Source organism: Paraglaciecola sp. 20A4 (genome assembly GCF_011378905.1).
Taxonomy (GTDB): Bacteria; Pseudomonadota; Gammaproteobacteria; order Enterobacterales; family Alteromonadaceae; genus Paraglaciecola.
In genome coordinates this window covers 74,218-93,569 of record NZ_WTPY01000003.1, presented here as the reverse complement: position 1 = coordinate 93,569, position 19,352 = coordinate 74,218, and the positions used below count along the sequence as shown (strand labels likewise).

Annotated in this window: 14 protein-coding genes; 3 read left to right on the top strand and 11 right to left on the bottom strand. The window is 42.0% G+C overall.

Translation table 11 applies throughout. The features are described from left to right. Positions 1-32 precede the first annotated feature (32 nt). On the bottom strand, positions 33-293 hold the full coding sequence (locus tag GQS54_RS04785) for a hypothetical protein (protein ID WP_166422885.1): 261 nt from the start codon (positions 291-293) through the stop codon (positions 33-35). A 27-nt stretch (positions 294-320) separates the two neighbouring features. Then, positions 321-1,193, bottom strand: a complete 873-nt coding sequence (locus GQS54_RS04780; protein WP_166422884.1) for an NAD(P)-dependent oxidoreductase — start codon at positions 1,191-1,193, stop codon at positions 321-323. 68 nt (positions 1,194-1,261) lie between these two features. On the opposite strand from GQS54_RS04780, the gene GQS54_RS04775 reads away from it, so the two are divergent. Continuing rightward, positions 1,262-1,756, top strand: a complete 495-nt coding sequence (locus GQS54_RS04775) for a glutathione peroxidase (protein ID WP_166422883.1) — start codon at positions 1,262-1,264, stop codon at positions 1,754-1,756. An 8-nt stretch (positions 1,757-1,764) separates the two neighbouring features. Here GQS54_RS04775 and GQS54_RS04770 read toward each other — a convergent pair whose 3' ends face one another. The 6 genes from GQS54_RS04770 to GQS54_RS04745 form a co-directional block, all read right to left on the bottom strand. Continuing rightward, a complete protein-coding gene (locus GQS54_RS04770; RefSeq protein ID WP_166422882.1) occupies positions 1,765-2,523 on the bottom strand; it encodes a methyltransferase domain-containing protein in 759 nt (252 codons plus the stop codon). Positions 2,524-2,567: 44 nt separating this feature from the next. Next, positions 2,568-3,332 (bottom strand): Nif3-like dinuclear metal center hexameric protein, encoded by a 765-nt coding sequence (locus GQS54_RS04765; RefSeq protein WP_166422881.1) that lies wholly within the window; start codon positions 3,330-3,332, stop codon positions 2,568-2,570. 142 nt (positions 3,333-3,474) lie between these two features. Then, positions 3,475-4,923 (bottom strand): FAD-binding domain-containing protein, encoded by a 1,449-nt coding sequence (locus GQS54_RS04760; RefSeq protein ID WP_166422880.1) that lies wholly within the window; start codon positions 4,921-4,923, stop codon positions 3,475-3,477. 232 nt (positions 4,924-5,155) lie between these two features. After that, a complete protein-coding gene (locus GQS54_RS04755) occupies positions 5,156-7,765 on the bottom strand; it encodes a TonB-dependent receptor (protein ID WP_166422879.1) in 2,610 nt (869 codons plus the stop codon). A 367-nt stretch (positions 7,766-8,132) separates the two neighbouring features. Beyond that, positions 8,133-9,167, bottom strand: a complete 1,035-nt coding sequence (gene sohB, locus GQS54_RS04750; RefSeq protein WP_166422878.1) for a protease SohB — start codon at positions 9,165-9,167, stop codon at positions 8,133-8,135. Between the two features lie 99 nt (positions 9,168-9,266). Beyond that, entirely contained in the window at positions 9,267-11,864 is a 2,598-nt protein-coding gene (locus tag GQS54_RS04745) for a VolA/Pla-1 family phospholipase (RefSeq protein ID WP_166422877.1), read from the bottom strand. A gap of 255 nt (positions 11,865-12,119) precedes the next feature. On the opposite strand from GQS54_RS04745, the gene GQS54_RS04740 reads away from it, so the two are divergent. Next, entirely contained in the window at positions 12,120-12,863 is a 744-nt protein-coding gene (locus GQS54_RS04740) for a YciK family oxidoreductase (protein WP_166422876.1), read from the top strand. Between the two features lie 103 nt (positions 12,864-12,966). On the opposite strand, the gene glnS is transcribed toward GQS54_RS04740, so the two are convergent. Further along, entirely contained in the window at positions 12,967-14,643 is a 1,677-nt protein-coding gene (gene glnS / locus GQS54_RS04735) for a glutamine--tRNA ligase (RefSeq protein ID WP_166422875.1), read from the bottom strand. A gap of 283 nt (positions 14,644-14,926) precedes the next feature. On the opposite strand from glnS, the gene GQS54_RS04730 reads away from it, so the two are divergent. Continuing rightward, on the top strand, positions 14,927-15,946 hold the full coding sequence (locus tag GQS54_RS04730; RefSeq protein WP_166422874.1) for a LacI family DNA-binding transcriptional regulator: 1,020 nt from the start codon (positions 14,927-14,929) through the stop codon (positions 15,944-15,946). A 20-nt stretch (positions 15,947-15,966) separates the two neighbouring features. On the opposite strand, the gene GQS54_RS04725 is transcribed toward GQS54_RS04730, so the two are convergent. Both GQS54_RS04725 and GQS54_RS04720 read right to left on the bottom strand, forming a co-directional pair. After that, entirely contained in the window at positions 15,967-17,697 is a 1,731-nt protein-coding gene (locus GQS54_RS04725; protein WP_166422873.1) for an alpha-amylase family glycosyl hydrolase, read from the bottom strand. 21 nt (positions 17,698-17,718) lie between these two features. Then, complete coding sequence (locus tag GQS54_RS04720; RefSeq protein ID WP_166422872.1) at positions 17,719-19,227, bottom strand: MFS transporter; 1,509 nt, start codon at positions 19,225-19,227, stop codon at positions 17,719-17,721. Positions 19,228-19,352 lie beyond the last annotated feature (125 nt).

Below are 19,352 nucleotides of genomic sequence, written 5' to 3'. Positions count from 1 at the left end.
TAAATAACGGCGCATAAGCGCCGTTATTTGTATTATTGCCGTTTTGCATTTTCAATCGACGCTTTTAGGGCGCTGACCTGTGCGTCACAGGCTGCTTTTCGCTCCCCGCGCATATCTGCACACTTAGTGTCTTTTGACGGCGTAGTTTTTAGCAACCCGCTAACAACTGCAGATACCGCACAACCTGGCGCACCGTCACATGTGTCTGGTGCGGGGCTATGATACCCATAGGGAGTAGAACATGCCGACAAGAAGAGCGTGCTGAATATAATAAAAATTAACGTCTGTTTCATGTGAATACCTTTATGCATAAAGCAAATTTATGATTTATGTAATCGAGCGAGTAAGCTAGATGTATCGAAGCGATTCCCACCTTGGCGCTGTACATCTGCATAAAATTGATCGACTAACGCCGTTAATGCTAGTGTGCTGCCGTTCTTACGCGCTTCGTTGAGCGCTATATTTAAGTCTTTACGCATCCAATCCACCGCAAATCCAAATTCATATTCTCCATCAATCATGGTTTTTGCGCGATTTTCCATCTGCCATGACTGTGCAGCGCCTTTGGATATAACGTCTATTACCGCTTGGCAGTCCATACCGGCATTTTGACCGAAATGTAATGCTTCCGCTAAGCCTTGGACAACACCGGCTATACAGATTTGATTCATCATTTTCGCTAATTGCCCGCTACCCACCGGACCCAGTAAACGACTAAATCGTGCGTATACTTCGATAATAGGACTGATGCGTTCAAAACTTGCCTTTTCTCCACCTAACATAATGGTTAGTTGACCATTCTCGGCACCAGCTTGACCGCCTGAAACAGGCGCATCAAGAAAATCTATCCCTTTAGTAACACACAATTGTGCCAATTCTCTGGCGACATCAGCCGAGGCTGTCGTGTGATCAACCAATACGCAATCTTTCTTGGCAGAAGCCAATATGCCATGTTCACCACATACCACGGCGCGTAAATCATCATCATTACCCACACAGATAAAAATAACATCAGCGTTTTCGGCTGCCGAACTAGGCGTCGGTTCAGACCGCCCTGAGTAAGTTTTCAACCAAGCCTGAGCTTTAGATTGCGTACGATTGAATACGGTAATATCGTAACCTGCATTCGCAAGGTGACCGGCCATAGGAAAACCCATTACACCCAGTCCGATAAACGCTATTTTTATTGCCATAGTGTTGATTTAAACCCTTGATAGTTTGCATAAAAATGCCACTATATTACATCTATCAGCAAACCGGAATGAAACCGTTGAATAACATTTATCAATTCGCTGCTAAGCATAACAATGGCCATGGTCTTTCTCTTGATATCTATCACGGTAAGGTGTTGTTAGTTGTTAATACAGCCAGTAAGTGTGGCTTTACAACTCAATACACTGGACTACAAGCGCTTCAGGATAAGTTTCATTCCCAGGGGTTTGAAGTACTCGCGTTCCCTTGTGATCAATTCGGTCATCAAGAACCAGGTGATGATGAAAAAATTGCCCAGTTCTGTAATACAACGTTTGATATAACCTTTCCGCTTTTCGCAAAGGTTGAAGTAAACGGTATCAATGCCCACCCCTTGTTTATTTATCTTAAAAAGCATGCGCCAGGTTTATTCGGTTCAACTCGCATAAAATGGAATTTCACAAAATTTTTAGTCGACAGTCAAGGCAATGTAGTTAAACGTTATGCGCCAAAGACAAAACCTGCACAGATTGAGCAGGATATCGCTGCGTTACTCACAAATTAGCTAAAAAGTTAGCTTTCTCTGCGCATTAAAATATGAAAATACTTACCTAACCATAGATAAGGCTCCTTATCACCAAAGGTGATTTCGGACTCTTTGAGTTGTTCGTAATGGGTCTGTTGCATCTGAGGATTTTTCAAATAGTCATGGAAGCAGCGGATCCCTGCCATGCTCGTAATTGAAATATTTTGATCCTGCAAAAATGCTAAAACCACTCGCGGTTCTAGCGGTTTATTTGGGCTTAACCTGACTTGATTTTTAACCTTCATACCTTGTTTTACGTAATCGAAATTCCCATACAAAATATTGCCTAACGTTTGCGCATCTTTATTGAAAAAAGACAGGGAAAAATACCCCCCGACTTTCGTCATAGCAATCAACTTACGAATATTGATAAAGGGATCGTTTAGCCACTCCAGTACCGCATGACAAACAACCAAATCGTATTGCGTCTCCGGTAAGCCCAATATATCGCTGTGAAGAAGTGTTAAGCGGTTGGTGTTTTGACATTTTACTTTAGCCATATCTAATGTTTCTTGAGAAATATCACTTAAGGTAACCGTTAACCCTTCGTCCAGCAGAACGCGAGACATTTCCCCCGTACCACCGCCAGCGTCAAGTGCAGAATCTAACTGACTGAAGTCCACATGTTTATGAAGGTAATATTTCAACAACTCATGTCGTAAACGACCTTTGCTAGTGCCATAAATATTTTTTTCGAATTTACTCGCGATGGCATCAAAATTTTGATCGCATTTATCACTTTGCATGTAATTTACTCATTATTCAGCGCTTCGCACTCTGGCAACTTATATTAGGCTGGGTTGGGAATATCAATAAATTCGGCATCAATAGAAGTGTGCGTCGATAAGTGTTCAGCAATGGCTTTCGCTCCATAACGCTCTGTCGCATGATGCCCAGCAGCATAAAAATGTATACCCATCTCACGGGCGATATGGATGGTTTGTTCTGATACTTCGCCCGTAATAAAGGCATCAATACCTTGCTGCGCAACAGCTTCAATATAACCTTGGCCTCCCCCGGTACACCAAGCAACTGTATGGATTGGCTTGCTATTTACATTTTCATGTAAGGGGATGCGGCCTAATAACGTGTAGATTTTATCAGCGAGTGCAGTGGAGGTGAGCTCAGGTTCAAACTTGCCCTGCATAATAATCCCTTGTGGACCTGAATTAACCATCAAAGGCTCAACTTGCGAGACTCCGAGTAACTTTCCTAGCTGAGCATTATTCCCCAACGTAGGGTGAATATCCAAAGGCAAATGATAGGCGAAAAGATTTATATCATGCTTTAACAGCGCCGCAATTCTATTTTTTTTCATGCCACAGATATTGGCTGTCTCGCCTTTCCAAAAAAAACCATGATGAACGAAAATGGCATCTGCTTTTAGCTCAATAGCGTGGTCAATTAATGCTTGGGAGGCAGTAACGGCGCAAACGATTTTTGCAATATTTCCTTTACCTTCAATCTGTAAGCCATTTGGGCAAAAATCGTTAACTTGTTGTGGTAGCAGTAAGTCATCCAGATACGCCAACAATCGAAAATTATTCATACTCATTTTATTTGTATCCTAAACTGCACTCTAACGACATTAGCGTCGGTAAGCATAATACTTACCCGCAAAAAATTCGCATTATTATAAAGGTATTTAATCTGAGTAACAGTTTTAGCTTACAACCTATAGCTCACAATGTTTGAAATTATTTTGTCTGATTATACGCAGCCAAAAAACCTTTAAATTGTGCCTTCGTGCGCGTCACCGACGCTTTATGTTCGACAATAGGTAGACAGTACCCTAAGCGTTGAACATCACAATACTTACTCGGTTCATGTATTTGCTTTGCAGTAAGCTTCGACAATTCAGGCAACCATCTTTTGATAAACGTACCTTGGGGATCAAAGCGTTGACTTTGAGTCGTAGGATTAAAAATACGGAAATAAGGTGCTGCATCTGTGCCCACTGAAGCGCTCCACTGCCATCCACCATTGTTAGATGCGTAATCCCCATCAATCAGCTGGCTCATAAAATAATCTTCAGCCCACTGCCAAGGCAACAATAAATGTTTACAATAAAAACTGGCAACAATCATTCGTAAACGGTTGTGCATCCAACCCGTTTCTTTTAGCGCTATCATTGCCGCATCTACGATTGGGTACCCCGTTTTCCCCTCTTTCCATGCCGTAAAGTTATCTTGATTGGTTTCCCACTTGAAATGCTGATAATGCTTTTGAAATGGTAAACCACGACTGACATGAGTAAAGTGATACATCACGTAGCGGTAAAAATCTCGCCATGCCACTTCCTTGATCCAGGTATATGCCCCATGATCAGGTGTCAACGCCTCTTCACCGTAACTCTGTAATACATGAAATAAGCATTGAGCAGGGCTCAGGGCACCAATTGATAAGTAAGGTGAAACTTTACTGGTACCATCGACACTCGGAATATCTCGATTAGTTGGATAATCTGGCGCAAACTCATTAATGAACACGTTCATTTTTTTAATAATGTCTTGATCGGTTGATGGCCACAGATGTGCATTGTTGTTCATCAAGTTGTCAGTCTGTGAAGACTCATTAAACGTGTGCGAATGCTCGTCACTGCTGATAAAACCACTGTCTTTCGCCTTGGTTATTTCAGGTACACCAGGTAACTGTTGGGTAACCTTCTCTAACCAGCGTTTAAAATATGGCGTAAAGACTTTATAAGGCGTGTTTTGCAAATTAATGATTTCGCTTGGCTTAACCAAACACGTATCGTGGAACATCGCCACTGTAATCCCTTTTTCATTACACGCTTGCTTTACGGCTTTATCTCTTTGGCGCTCATCCCACTCATATTCTGCATTACAATAAATGTGGCTCACACCCTCCTGCTCGCACAATTTGACTAATGCATCTGTGGTTGCAGCATAATCATCAGTATGCAGCACACGGAGCATAATATTACGTTGCTTTAAATCTTCTGTTAAAAACGCCAAACGTTGATAAATCAAATCAATCTTAACCTGAGCGAGGTTGTACTTCTTCCATTGAGCTTTTGGGATGCAGTACACAGCAATCACTTTATCGTGATTGGCAATCCCGTAATCGATTGGACTATGCCACTTGCTGCGAAGATCACTTCTTAACCATACCAATGCCGTCACGTAAGTTCCTTAGTACCAAGATAAAATTAACAGTAGATATACGAAAAATTCTTAGAAGACGATCACTCATCTACGTACTACTTTTATTTAAAGAGATAAATGGCTATATTGAGCGCGCATAATGACTAAAGACAATTGAGATATAGGGCTAAAAATATAGAAATCATCATACAAATAAGCCTAAAAAAAAGGCCTTGTCATTGACAAGGCCTTAGTATGTAGACGCTAAGATTTAAAAGTTGTACTTGGCTTTAACATAGTAAAAACCACCATTATAGTCATATGGACCACTTTCATAATATTGACCGCCTACCGCTGCATATGAACTTGCTGGTAGCTCTTCTGCTTCCCGATCGAACAAATTACTTGCGCCAACCGATAAGGTGATTTGATCCGTAACAAAATAACTTACCTCAGCATCAAAGGTAGCGCTGCTACCGGCAGTTTGGTTCCAACCGCCAACTTCAGCATCATCCGCATGAACCGCAAAATATTCGCCGAAGTAATTCATGCGCACAAATGCACTCACCATGTCCCAGCTTTGAGATACAGTGAAGGTTGCTCTGTGATGAGGGATCCCATCTTCTAACAAACGAACTTTGCCATCGCTAGTCGTAGCTGGATTAAACTTTTCTACTTCAGTTTCATTCCAGTTATAGGCTAACGAAAATTTAGTATCACTTGAATCAAAGATTTGATGTGAATAGTTTGCAACTAAATCTAAACCTTGCGTTTTAGTATCGAAGTCGTTGGCAAAATAGGTTACTGCTGAAATAAGCTCAGGATTTTGCACACCTAAACTTCTTAACGCTTCATAATCATCAGCCAGTACATCAATTTTACTGGACTGAGCAATACGATCCTCAACAGTAATACTGTACAAATCAGCACTCATAAAGAAATCGCCAGCCTGATAAACTACCCCAAAAGCATAGCTTTGTGAGTCTTCAGGGCTCAACTCTTTACCGCCGTAGAATGCTGATAAAGTATCTGTAGGTGGCGCCAAGAAACTCTGTATAAGATCGCCACCCACTATTGATGTTTGGGTGTTAACGACGTTTGCTTGACCAACCGTTGGCGCCCTAAAGCCCGTGCTAGTAGAAGCGCGCAGCGAGAGTTCGTCGGTAACGGAGTACTGAAAGGTTAACTTGTAGTTAGTGGTGTCACCAAAGGTGGTGAAATCTTCGTAACGTAACGCTGCGCCAATTAAAAAGTCTTCCGTAATATAAGCTTCAACATCTACATATGCACCAATACTGCGACGAGTATTAGTACCTTGAGCTTCTGGACCAAAACCTTTAAAGCCGTGAGAGCCAATATTAAAACCTTGAGAAGCGTAGTCCCCTGCTTTCCATGAAGACTCTTCACCCGCAACGATTTCGAATGACTCTTCTCGCCATTCAAGTCCACCCGCAACGTTTAATGAGTCGATAGAGTCCACGTCAATTTGCTTAGACAAATCTAAATTAAACATTTTCTCCAGTTGAATATATTTACCAGTGTCAAATTCAGTGGGCGTATCTAACCCAAGTGATGGATTTAACGTGTTACTTAAATTGAAAGACGATTCGCTACGACCCACAGAGCCACTCAAATCAAAATGAGCACCCGATAAAAATCCACTTTTCAATTCGCCTTCAACGCCCATAACCAATGACGTATCCGTTATATTACCGCCAAATGCTGGCGTATAACCACCTGGAAAAACTTGGTTCATTGAGAAGCAATTTGGATCCGCTACCATATCCAAGTAAGCAGTTGACGCCAAAACATTGCCATCAATAAACGTCCCATCGGATTGTGCTATTTTTGGAATTGGCACTGACGCACACGTTCGCTCACCACCTGCAGCCTCACCAACGTCCCCTATTAACAAACTTGCGCCATCATCGTTCGAATAAACTTGTCCGCGGTTATGAGGGTTTCGATAATAAAACCCACCGATTATGTCGCGTTCAGAATAGTTACCAAACATATAGAATTTTTTATCATCGCCGAGATCCAAACCCACATTACCAAATAAACTAATGTCGTCATTTATCTCTGGATTACCCCAAATTTGTGCAGGGTTGCCAACAGCGGTATTGCCTTGAGTGATAAGGTTAGCCGCATCGGGACGTTGTGCACTCCGACTGGTAGCATCTGCATTTTTAAGTTGAAAACTTAAATTAGCGTATCCATCTTTGGTAAACGGTAAGCCTACGTTCCCTTCGACTGTGGTGGTAGCACCGTCGCCCTCAAAGTACTCACCTCGTTTAACGGACAATGAACCGCCATCTGCATCGTCTTTTAATACAAAGTTCATAACACCGGCGATAGCATCAGAGCCGTATTGGGCGGCCGCACCGTCGCGTAATACTTCAACTTGCTTTAATGCAGAACTAGGAATAACTGAAATATCAGGCCCTTGAGCGCCATCATTTATCCCCCCACCTTGGAAGGCAATAACGGACGCGCGATGGCGACGTTTTCCGTTAACCAACACTAATGTACTGTCCGACGACAATCCACGTAAGTTGACTGGGCGTATAAGCGTTGCCGCATCAGATATAGGTTGTGCACGGGCTGTGAAAGAAGGTACTGAGCTAACTAGCATATCTAACATATCACTTGATGCAGATTTGCCTAATTCATCCCCTCCAATAATATCAATTGGAACAGGAGAGTCTGCAACTGAGCGCGGCGCTGAGCGGCTTCCTACCACAGCGATTTTTTCTACCTCTGCGCTGTCATCTTTTACTTGTTGAGCATATACAGGGGTTATCGCTGTCACTGCAACGGCAGCTGAGGTAGCGATAACATAGCGAATACTTTTCGTTAATTTGTTTATTGACGTGTTCATTTATTATCCAACTTTATTATATTTTTATTCGCATATATCAGTTTTTTATTAGTTTTTTGTCAGCGGGTGCTGATTGATATTACGCGGTTAAGAATTCAGTAAAAACGGTCCGGTTTATTATTGAATTACATATTATTTATAACGATAAAGAGTTGAACTTACAAATAGATTAAATGGTCAAAAAGCTCCCATGGCTACTAACAGAGTAATTAACCATTTAATGTTAATTTACTTCATTTGTGCGATGTATTTTATAATTAAACAAAGTAATCGCGAGGTTAAATTTGTCATGCATTTAATTAAGATAAAAAAAATACCGACAAAATATCGGCATTTTTTGTAAGAAATTAATCTTTGGTCTAATTGTTTATTTAGCAATAATTTGGGTTTTACTCCACAAGCGCATAAGTGTATTGGTAACCCCAGTACTAACTGAAATGCCGAATCGCTCAGCGAGGTTCTTTTTAACAGCATATTTTACCGAATATATCTTTTTATCGCTGTTAGTTGCGAGTAAAAAATCATCCGACGTCTGAATGTGATCGACTAAGCCCATTTCGAGTGCTTTAGTTCCATACCAATATTCACCGGTTGCCACTGTATCGATTGATAATAATGGTCGATGTTCTTGAACAAAACCCTTAAACATTTGATGAACGTCTTCCAGTTCACTTTTAAACTTCTGTCGTCCTTCATCATTGTTTTCACCAAACATGGTCAATGTACGCTTAAACTGCCCTGCCGTATGTTGTTCGAACTCAATATCATTTTTCTTTAATAATTTATTAAAGTTTGGTATTTGAGCAATAACACCAATTGACCCTATGATGGCAAATTTAGCAGCAAGTACTTTATCCGCTACACAGGCCATCATATATCCACCGCTTGCAGCTACTTTATCAACAGAGACAGTCAGTGGGATTTTTTTATCCTTCAAACGCTGTAATTGTGATGCCCCTAGTCCATAACCATGCACTACACCACCACCACTTTCTAAGCGAACAAGCACTTCATCCTTTGGCCCAGCGATACAAATAATGGCGGTGACTTCTTCACGCAAATTTTCAACCTCGTGGGCATCCATCGAACCATCAAAGTCGATAACATACAGGTTACCTTTATCATCTCCGTCAGGTTTATTCTTTGCGTCCTTTTTAGCAGCCTTGTCGGCTTTCTTTTGTTCTTTATTTTTCTTTTTGAGCTCTTCTTTTGTACAAATTAAATGATTCACACTGGCTTTAATATCATCTAGTCGATCTGAAATAGAATCTATCTCAAGATTTCCTTTAGGGTGCTTTTGCTTACTGATAAGACCTACCACCCCGCCAACCACCAGTAATATAGCAACAACTATGGTGACTGCTTTGGCTATAAATAGCCCGTATTCATACAAAAATTCCAAACTACATGCTCCTAAACGTTAACTATCTAAGCGATATTGGGACTAATTACTAAAAAAAAAGCTAGGCACAGCCTAGCTTTTAACGTTTATTGTGGCGCTTTAGTTAGCGACAACGTCTTCATTTGCAATAACAACACTCTTACCATCTGTTAAAAAGTATTGAACAGCTTCGTTTTGTAACTCTGTGGTTGCCGCTACACTTGGCGTAAAACGGAACAAAGATTGATGCTCACCCGTTGATATATATACCACCGCATTCTGCGAAGTATCACTTTCAATCGTAGATGATACTTGCTTTAAGCCCATCACTTTGGAGAGAGGAATGCCCCCTGAAAGTGGCAGTGAAGTAACAACAGGATTAACTTGATCAGTCAGAGCCGTTTCGCCATCATCATTTATGCCACCGCCTACCATCAGCTGCATCAAGGTCGGTGTTGATGAACTTAAACGCTGCGCATAGTTAATCGGATCACCTGCATCTAATATTGCTTGAGCAGCAAAAGTAAACTGGCTAAAGGTGGCATTAATTTCAGCACGTTGCTCGTCGTCAATTGCAGCATAAAATGCGCTATACGCAGGACGTAGAGCCGCTTCAAGCGCAAGTGAGTTAGCCGTTGCATACTGCGTTAGAAAAGCGGCAAAATCAGTAGACGATGCAGCTAGTAATGAACCTTTAATTAAAGGCCCGAAATCAGCAGATTCGAATAAGAAATTGGCGACGCCGCCAGATGGCACGTTCAACACTGCGGTATTAATGGTATACATATCGCTAAAGGGTGCGAAGTCGCCTTCAAACGGCGTATTCGCATTGGCAACGGTGTTAGTACCTGAAATTGCCCCTAAACTCTGGGCAATGAAATGTACCTTGGACGAATCTAAATCGACCATACCAGACGCATCATTAATTGCATTAAGCGCCAAACGTAAGCCAAGGGTGTCTGTCGCACTTTGGCGTAGGTTATCTCGTGCAGACAATAACCCCGCTAAATTCATATAGTCAGTAGCAGAATGTGAAGATGCATTAACAACAGTACCATCTTCTAAGGTAAACCCACGTGAACCGTGCAAAGGATGGTCAATGGCAACAGAAGCAAATCCGGCTAGTGAAAGCGCAGCAGAAATGGTTAACGCATTTTCTTTTGAGAGTGTAATTCCATGTTGAATAATAACCACAGGCCACCCGTCCTGAGGTTTAGTTTGTAACGCAATAGCGCCATCGGTTGCGGCTGATAATATTGCAATGATAGATTCATCGGGCACAGTGATTTGGACACCCAATGTTTCTGTACCCGCTTCGTTATACTCAGTCGAGTCATCATCAGAGTTCGTTCCTTGGGCAACAGGTATCGGATTAAACTTCGTTAAATTACGTGGGTCGTCAACTCCTAGGGAGGTTAAATCTAAATCTCGCAACTGACCATCTGACGCTAATTGACATAAATCATCATTATCCCCGAGCGCTCCCGCTTGCACTAATGCACTTACGGTTTCTTGACCCATAAGCTGTAATGTAGCCCCACTGGTACAAGCTGCACGCCACCAGTCGCCTAATGGATTGGTTGTGCTTGAGTAATACGGTAACTTCACTTCGCCTAATAGGCGCTTAGCAGCACAAAATGTCATCGAGCTCGTCAATTCAGCGCTTGCATTGGCACCGGCAGCAGCTAACGCTGTAGACAATTCAGCACACGTACCTAAGCCTTGTGTCTGCAATGCACTGTAAGTATCGCCTAGTTGAGAGCCTAATGCTTCAAACGCATTAGAAATACTGTCAGTTGAGACATTCAATTGCGGTAAATAACCACGGGCAACCGCTGATGATGCGGCTGCGTCTCCGCCAGTCGCGGCCATCGCTGCAGCAAATGCTTGCGCGTAGCCTGCAATCTGCAGTTGTTTAACTGAATTCATTACAGTGTCGGTAGAAACAGTAGAAAAATAAGCCGCATAAGAAATCGCCTCACGGTCAATACCGGTTGGGATAACGACATTAACCAGACTATTAACCAAACCTTGTAACTGCAATTGCTCGTCAGTGGAAAGCGGCAACGTATTGATATCCTGACGGGCAAGTTCCCATGTACTTGAACCCTTAACACTCTTGCCGTCGGTATCGAGCAATGCGTCGGTAACCACCAACATATAACCTTGGCCAGCATCTAAAGGTTTAAGCGGGACAACCCCAACTGAACCTGTGTCAGCCGTATAAGAGGTAATAAAATCTACACCATAAACTAATTCTTCACCTAACTCGCAAGGAATGCCAGGTGCAGGTGACGCGGCCGCTATCGTTTGACACGTTGCTGACGTCCCTTCTAAAGCTTGAGTGGCTTTAAATAATTTGATAGACGAACCGTTTACACTACTGGCGTCAATATCAAGACCAGTGGGTAATGTAACCCTAATTGCGAATGGGTTTTGTGTTGACCAACCATCTAAGGCACTCAACGCATGTTCAGGGTTTGCACCATCGAATGTATCATCACCTTCGGTATTTAAGGTAAAGTCAAAAAAATTACCGTTTGGCAACATGAGTAAATCATTTGGCAAATTCAAATCACTATTAGCTGGGTCGAATACAACCCTTGCAAACGGTTTTTCGACGGGTGTATTGGTCTCTTTATCTGCTATGGAGTCTCCGTTGCAGCCTGTCAGCCCTAAAACAGCAGCAATGCTCACACTAAGCAAAAGTTTATTCATTGTATTTCCCTACCTCTTTATTATTTGAATGGCCAAGCATGTTGTCGAAATCAATTTAGCCTATGCATTCTTAATCAATACCTTTAAGACGTTAGACCAGTCCATTGAAGATTAATCTTATGTAGTTTGATATTGATTTGCAAAGGATTGTTAAAAACATGTAACTAAAAATAATCCAGTCTTCCAAGACTATTTGGTAGGATATTTTCACATCTAAATGATAAAATCAGCAAAATTTACTTAAATAAATAATATATGTTTGATTTTCAACCAACATCTGGCCTTTTAGCGGCAAAAACAATATTAGTGACTGGTGCTGGCGATGGCATTGGTAAAGAAGCGGCTCTGCAATATGCTAAATATGGCGCGACCGTTATATTACTCGGCAAAACAGTGAGTAAACTAGAAGCTGTGTATGATCAAATTTTAGCGCAGGGTGGAAAAGAGCCTGCAATCGTACCGCTGGACCTTATGGGTGCCACCCCTCAACACTATCGCGACATGGCGAGTACCATCGAAAATCAATTCCCAAGCCTTGATGGTGTGCTACACAACGCAAGCGTCTTAGGCCACCTTGAGCCGTTCGAACTGATCAGTGAAGATGATTGGAATAAAGTAATGCAGGTTAATGTCAATAGTCAGTTCTTTATGACACAAGCCTTAATACCTGTACTTAAAAAATCAGCGAGTGCATCAATAATATTTACTACTTCTAGCGTAGGTTTAAAGGGCCGTGCTTATTGGGGGAGTTATGCTATTTCAAAATTTGCCACCCAAGGCATGATGGAAGTGATTGCTGATGAAAACGAAAATACCTCAATTAGAGCGAATTGTATTAACCCTGGTGGTACTCGCACGAATATGCGAGCCCAAGCTTTTCCGGCAGAAGATCCTAATAAGCTAAAAACCCCCGCCGATATTATGCCGCTTTATATTTATTTAATGAGCGATCACAGTAAACACGAAACAGCTAAGACATTTCACGCGCAACCTAAATAGAAACTCATACAATATCGCGTAATTTAAAAAAAGCCCCGAACATATACAATATGATCAGGGCTTTTTTTCAACGATAAAAATATGACAACTAAATATTTACCCTTTAGTCACCAATCTTAGCCCATGTATCGCGCAAGCCAACCGTGCGATTGAACACCAACTTTTCTGAAGTGCTGTCCTTATCAAAACAAAAATACCCCGTACGCTCAAACTGATAAGCATGAATTTCATCAGGGGTTAGTGCAACATTCGCTAAACTAGGTTCAACCCAGCCTTGTTTTATAGTCAAAGAATTCCCGTTGATACATGCAGAAAAATCTTCTTCAGCCACTGGGTTCGGAACAGAAAAAAGACTGTCATATAAACGAATTTCTGCAGCTACTGCGTGCTCAGCGGAGACCCAATGGATAACCCCTTTCACTTTACGTCCATCAGCTGGGTCTTTACCCAATGTATCTGCGTCGTACTCACAGTAAATCGTGGTGACATTATTTTGCTCGTCTTTATCTACCCGCAGTGCTTTGATCACATAGGCATTGCGTAAGCGCACTTCTTTGCCCAACACTAAACGCTTAAATTTCTTGTTGGCTTCTTCTCGAAAATCTTCGGCTTCGATATAAATTTCTCGAGAAAAAGGCACTTCGCGGCTGCCCATTTCTGGACGATTTGGGTGATTTGGCGCGACTAACGTCTCAAAGTTATCTTGGGGATAGTTCTCAATAATAATTTTAACCGGCTCTAATACTGCCATTGCGCGAGGCGCATTTTCATTCAATTCATCACGCAGGGGCGCTTCAAGCATCCCCATTTCAACCATATTATCCATTTTGGTTACGCCGATACGTTTACAAAACTCACGAATTGAAGCGGCAGTGAAACCTCGACGACGAAGACCTGCTATAGTTGGCATACGAGGGTCGTCCCAACCATTCACATATTCTTCTTCAACTAATTGAATAAGCTTACGTTTACTTAAAACAGTATATTCAAGGTTAAGACGAGAGAATTCATATTGACGAGGCACAACATCAATGGTGATGTTTTCCAGTACCCAATCGTACAGGCGACGATTGTCTTGGAATTCCAACGTACATAAAGAATGGGTTATTCCCTCAATGGCATCTGAAATGCAATGAGTAAAGTCGTACATGGGATAAATACACCACTTGTCACCGGTTTGATGATGGTGAGCAAATTTAACCCGATATAACGCTGGATCACGCATACACATAAATGGCGACGCCATATCAATTTTAGCGCGCAGCAAACATTCGCCTTCTTTATACTCACCGTTTCTCATCTTACCAAACTGACAGATATTTTCCTCGATAGAGGTGTCACGATAAGGACTGTTAGCACCAGGGCGCGTGAGAGTGCCACGCATTTCGCGTACTTGCTCTTGATTTGAAAAATCAACGTAAGCCAAGCCTTTCTCAATCAGCTCAATAGCAAAAGCATGTAATTGATCGAAATAATTGGATGAATAACGGGCTTCGCCCTGCCAATCAAAACCAAGCCATTTTACGTCTTTTTTAATCGCATTAACGTAATCAATATCTTCCTTGTCAGGATTGGTATCATCAAACCGTAAGTTACACTGGCCCTGATAATCCTTTGCGATACCAAAGTTCAAACAAATAGACTTGGCATGGCCTATATGCAGATAACCGTTTGGCTCTGGCGGAAAACGTGTATGAACCTGCTGATGTAAACCAGATTGCAGATCTTTATCGATGATTTGACGAATGAAATTGGTCGGACGACTCTCGGTCTCGGCCATTAATAATTACCCCTACGCTAGCACGTTGAAAACAGCGGATATTATACCAGTATTCTTCCTTGGCAAAGTCCTTTTATTACCTGAAAGACCAATGAAATATATCTTCTTGGTCATCAGAGTGCAGATTATAAATACACAAAATCAATTACTTAAGTTTAAGGATGATATAGGTATTGCGATAAACTTGATTAAATTTAGTTGCGGATTTCAGCGGCTTGCTAGTGTATAACTCTTATTAACAATTGATATATCCATCTTGTGTTGTCGAATAAGGTTTGAGGTAATGAAAGAAAAAGCTACATCGTTTGATATCGCCCATCAAGCAGGTGTGTCGCAGTCTACGGTGTCAAGGGCACTTCGCAATAGCCCTTTAGTAAACAAGGAAACCCGTGAAAAGGTGCAAGCTATTGCCCGGGAGCGAAATTATAAGGTTGATAAAAATGCCAGTAATCTTAGGCGTCAGCATAGTAAGACCTTAGCGCTTTTATTGTTTGAAGATCCTACGTCCGACAACTCTCTTATTAATCCGTTCTTTTTATCTATGCTGGGTAGCATTACCCGTGCGTCTGCTAAGGCGGGTTACGATTTACTGATCTCTTTTCAAAACTTAAGTGACGACTGGCATGCTGACTACGAAGATTCTAATAAAGCAGACGGTATTATATTACTTGGGTATGGTGATTATACCGAATACTGCACCAAACTAAGTCAGTTAGAGGCACAACATACACATTTTGTTAGATGGGGCGCGCTAGATGATGATCATCCAGGCGTATCTATTGGTTGCGATAATTTTCAAGGTGGTTATGACATTACCCAACATTTATTAAGCTTAGGTCGACGTAGGTTCGCCTTTATTGGAGGAGCTGATATCCGCGCTCCAGAATTCTTCGCGCGTTATAACGGCCACCAAAAAGCGCTTAAGCTCGCGAATGTGGAACAAAAAGCGGTGCAGCAAGATGCTATTTCAACCGAAGATTCTGGTTATGAAGCCACATTGACGTTATTAAAAAACCACCCACATATTGATGCCATCGTGTGTGCTAGTGATTTGATCGCTATCGGTGTAATACGCGCTCTTCGCGCTAATGATATCGAGATCCCTAAACAGATTGCCGTTGTTGGTTTTGATAATGTGCCAGTGGCCAGCTTTGCGAATCCGGCATTGACTACAGTAAAGCAAGATACCATTTTAGCCGGCGAGATATTGGTCGAGAGTTTACTTAAGCTAATAGCCGGTGAAAAAGTAGAACATTATCTTATGCCGGTTGATTTAGTTATACGTCAATCAAGTGGAGCCTAGCGGCTCCACGTTATTTCTTACTATTTAAATGCCATTAATTGTGTCAATTCTTTTAGCATTAACGGGTCTGTTACCTGACCTTCATGCACCCAGACTTTAACGCTGTGCCCATCAACATTGCTAATTAAAGCACTACCCTCTTGCAGATTTTGGCTTTCATTATTAAAGCGGACTTCTGACCATAACCCACTTTGCAAATATTTTGTTATCTTAAAACGAAATGCGTCATCACCTTTGTTAAGTAAAACCAATGCGGTTTGCGCAATATCACCACGTTGAATCACGCGGAAAAATGCCGCATGTTCACTCGAAAATTCAAGGTTTACCTGCAATCCATTTTGCAGTGCAGGATGCGATTTTCTCACATTGGCAATTGCGGATAGCTGTGAATGTATTGGATGGCTTTTCGCCCTATCAATATTCTCTTGCCCCAAGTAATTGCGGTTACCTTGATGCTCTGCTTTACCACGCATAAACCCCATTTCTGACCCTTGATAAACAACAGGGATACCACGACTGGTAAAAAGCCAATTATTGGCGTCAATAAAACCGTTATCTGTTGCGTCCATCCTTGGCATATCATGATTATCATAAAAAGTGGTTAATTCGTATGGGTTGGCATAAGGCCCATGAGTCAAGTGCAAGTAGGCTAACAACTCGCTGTATTCACTGTCTGGTGATTGAAACACGCTGGTGATGGCTTTTTGGCCAGGAAAATCCAATACACTGATACCGCCGTTTTTAGCCAGGGTATGTTGAGCAATGAAATTTGCGTTGTAATCATAACTTTCGGCAAACATGAAAAAGTCTGGATGAATGGTTCGCACCCGCTCGGCCATCTCTTGCCAAAAGTGATGAGGGACATGCTTTATCGTGTCGATACGAAAGGCATCCGCTCCCTGCTCTATCCAATATAAATAAGAATTAATCAGATAATTTCTAAGCGCCTCATTATCTTCATTCAAATTGGACAACTGCATGATGTCAGGTGTGTTGTGATAGAAACGATGTAAGGGATTGTTGGGGTCTAGTTGCTCTGGAGGCAGATTCTGATGATCAGCAACCAATTGCCCATTTTGGTCGTAAAGCTGACCAAATTTTGGCTGCTGCATTGGCATCGTAAACGAAGGAGAGCCGTGATTTGCCACTACATCAAATACGGTTTTCAAACCATATTGCTGGCGCATTTCATCAGTATAGTTTTTATAGCTCAGACCAGCGGATGGATAATGCTCGTCTATTTTGTAGAAATTTGCAGCCCAGTAACCGTGGTACCCCGTTTTACCACCGTCTTTAAACGCACCACCATAACCAATTGATTCACCGCCAGAAAATTGTTGGTCTGGGTTGTCAACGATTGGCGTTAGCCAGACCGCAGTAAAGCCCATATCACTAATGTACTGTGCGTTGTTTACTATGCCTTTTAGATCTCCACCTAAATAACCGACATTAGCCTTTGCGCCATTTTGTCCATAAAGCGGTAAATCGAAGCTAGGAAGACTGCCTCCTTGCTCTGGATAATTATTACTTTCATCGCCATCGACAAAGCGGTCTGTCATCACGAAATAAACCGCTTCTTTTACAAATGGATTATCAGTTCCGTAAAATTGCGCAGTCTCTTTTAATCGTGTGGTCTTAGCCATGTTGTTGTGTGTGCTACCGCACCCAGCAAGGGCGATTGCGAGCGCTAATCCAGTCACACTTGTAAAAATATGGTTAGCAGTAAAAAGCTCAGTTGAATACATCTTCATAAATCGTTTGGTCCCATCCGGCTATTGTGGAATTTTAACACGCAGAGTCATAACGCCTGCAATCAACATACTGCAACCCCCTATGACTAGTGCAAATATAGGTTGGTTATCAAATACTTTGGTTATCAGAAAACCTAAAATGCTGGCTGCGAGTATCTGTGGAATAACGATGAAAAAATTGAATATACCCATGTATACCCCCATTTTATTACTCGGTAGTACATTCGCTAATATGGCATAAGGCACAGACAAAATAGATGCCCAAGCGAAACCAACGCCTACCATTGATAATACCAACCATGCAGGATCGCGAATAAACCAGAATGAGATAAACCCAACGCCCCCTAAAGTTAGATTAATCATATGAGCATATTGTAAGTTGAGTTTTCGTACCACAAATGGAATAACAATGGCGGCGATGATAGACACACCATTATACGTCGCCATTAATATTGACACCCAATCTGCGCCTTCGTTATACGCTAACGTGCTTGTATCTCGCGTACCATAATGATGAGACGTTACCCCTGAATTGGTATAGATCCACATAGCAAATAGTGGAAACCAAGAAAAAAACTGAACCACTGCTAGTTGACGCATCGCTTGGGGCATAGCAAACAGATCGCCAAGCACTTGGGCAAATCCATTTTTAGTATGGCTTTTATGGACCATATAACTGCCGATAAACTGGCATAAACCAAACGCTATTAGACCCCCAGCCAGAATATATAAGTTTTTATCTAGCGCTTCGATGTTAATAAAGATGATAGCTAACAGTATCAAACCAATCACGGTAAAGGCGCTGCCTCCCATTAAATACTGCTTTGCACTTCTGGCAGCAACAATAGGGGGATTATGCGCATTGATTTGGGCCTGTGCGGCTTCAAATGCGGCTAATTGTTCAGGTGAATATTCTTTGGTTGATACCACTGTCCACAGTACTGCGACGAAGAATATACTGCCCCCCGCGTAGAACGAAAACTTTACTGAGTCAGGCACTACACCTGCAGCGGCAATATTCGATATATCAAACCAGTTAGTCATCATCCAAGGCAACGCAGAGGCCACTACTGCCCCTACGCCAATAAAGAAGGTTTGCATAGCATAGCCAGTAGCACGCTGTTTAGGTGGAAGCATATCCCCTACAAATGCCCGAAATGGTTCCATGGAAACATTTATAGACGCATCCATTATCCAAAGCATACCAGCAGCAAACCACAAGGTTGGAGAATTTGGCATAATAAACAACGCGCCACTCGCAGCAATGGCACCCCATAGGAAATAAGGACGTCTACGCCCCAACCGGTTCCACGTATTATCACTTAGATAACCGATAATAGGCTGAATAACCAAACCCGTTATAGGTGCGGCGACCCATAAAACAGCCAAGTTGCTGTAATCGGCGCCAAGAGATTCAAATATCCGGCTTACGTTGGAATTCTGCAAAGCAAAACCAAATTGGATGCCGAGAAAGCCAAAGCACATATTCCAAATTTGCCAAAAGCTCAACTGTGGTTTTGTTTGCTGCATGTATGTGTCTCTTTAAAGTACTTATTATTAGAAGGCAAATTGCAGGCGTTTACGTGCTCGCACAATAACGTTCCGTTAGCTAAAAAGCGTGATTGATATACACGCAGGATTAATCTTATTGGTCA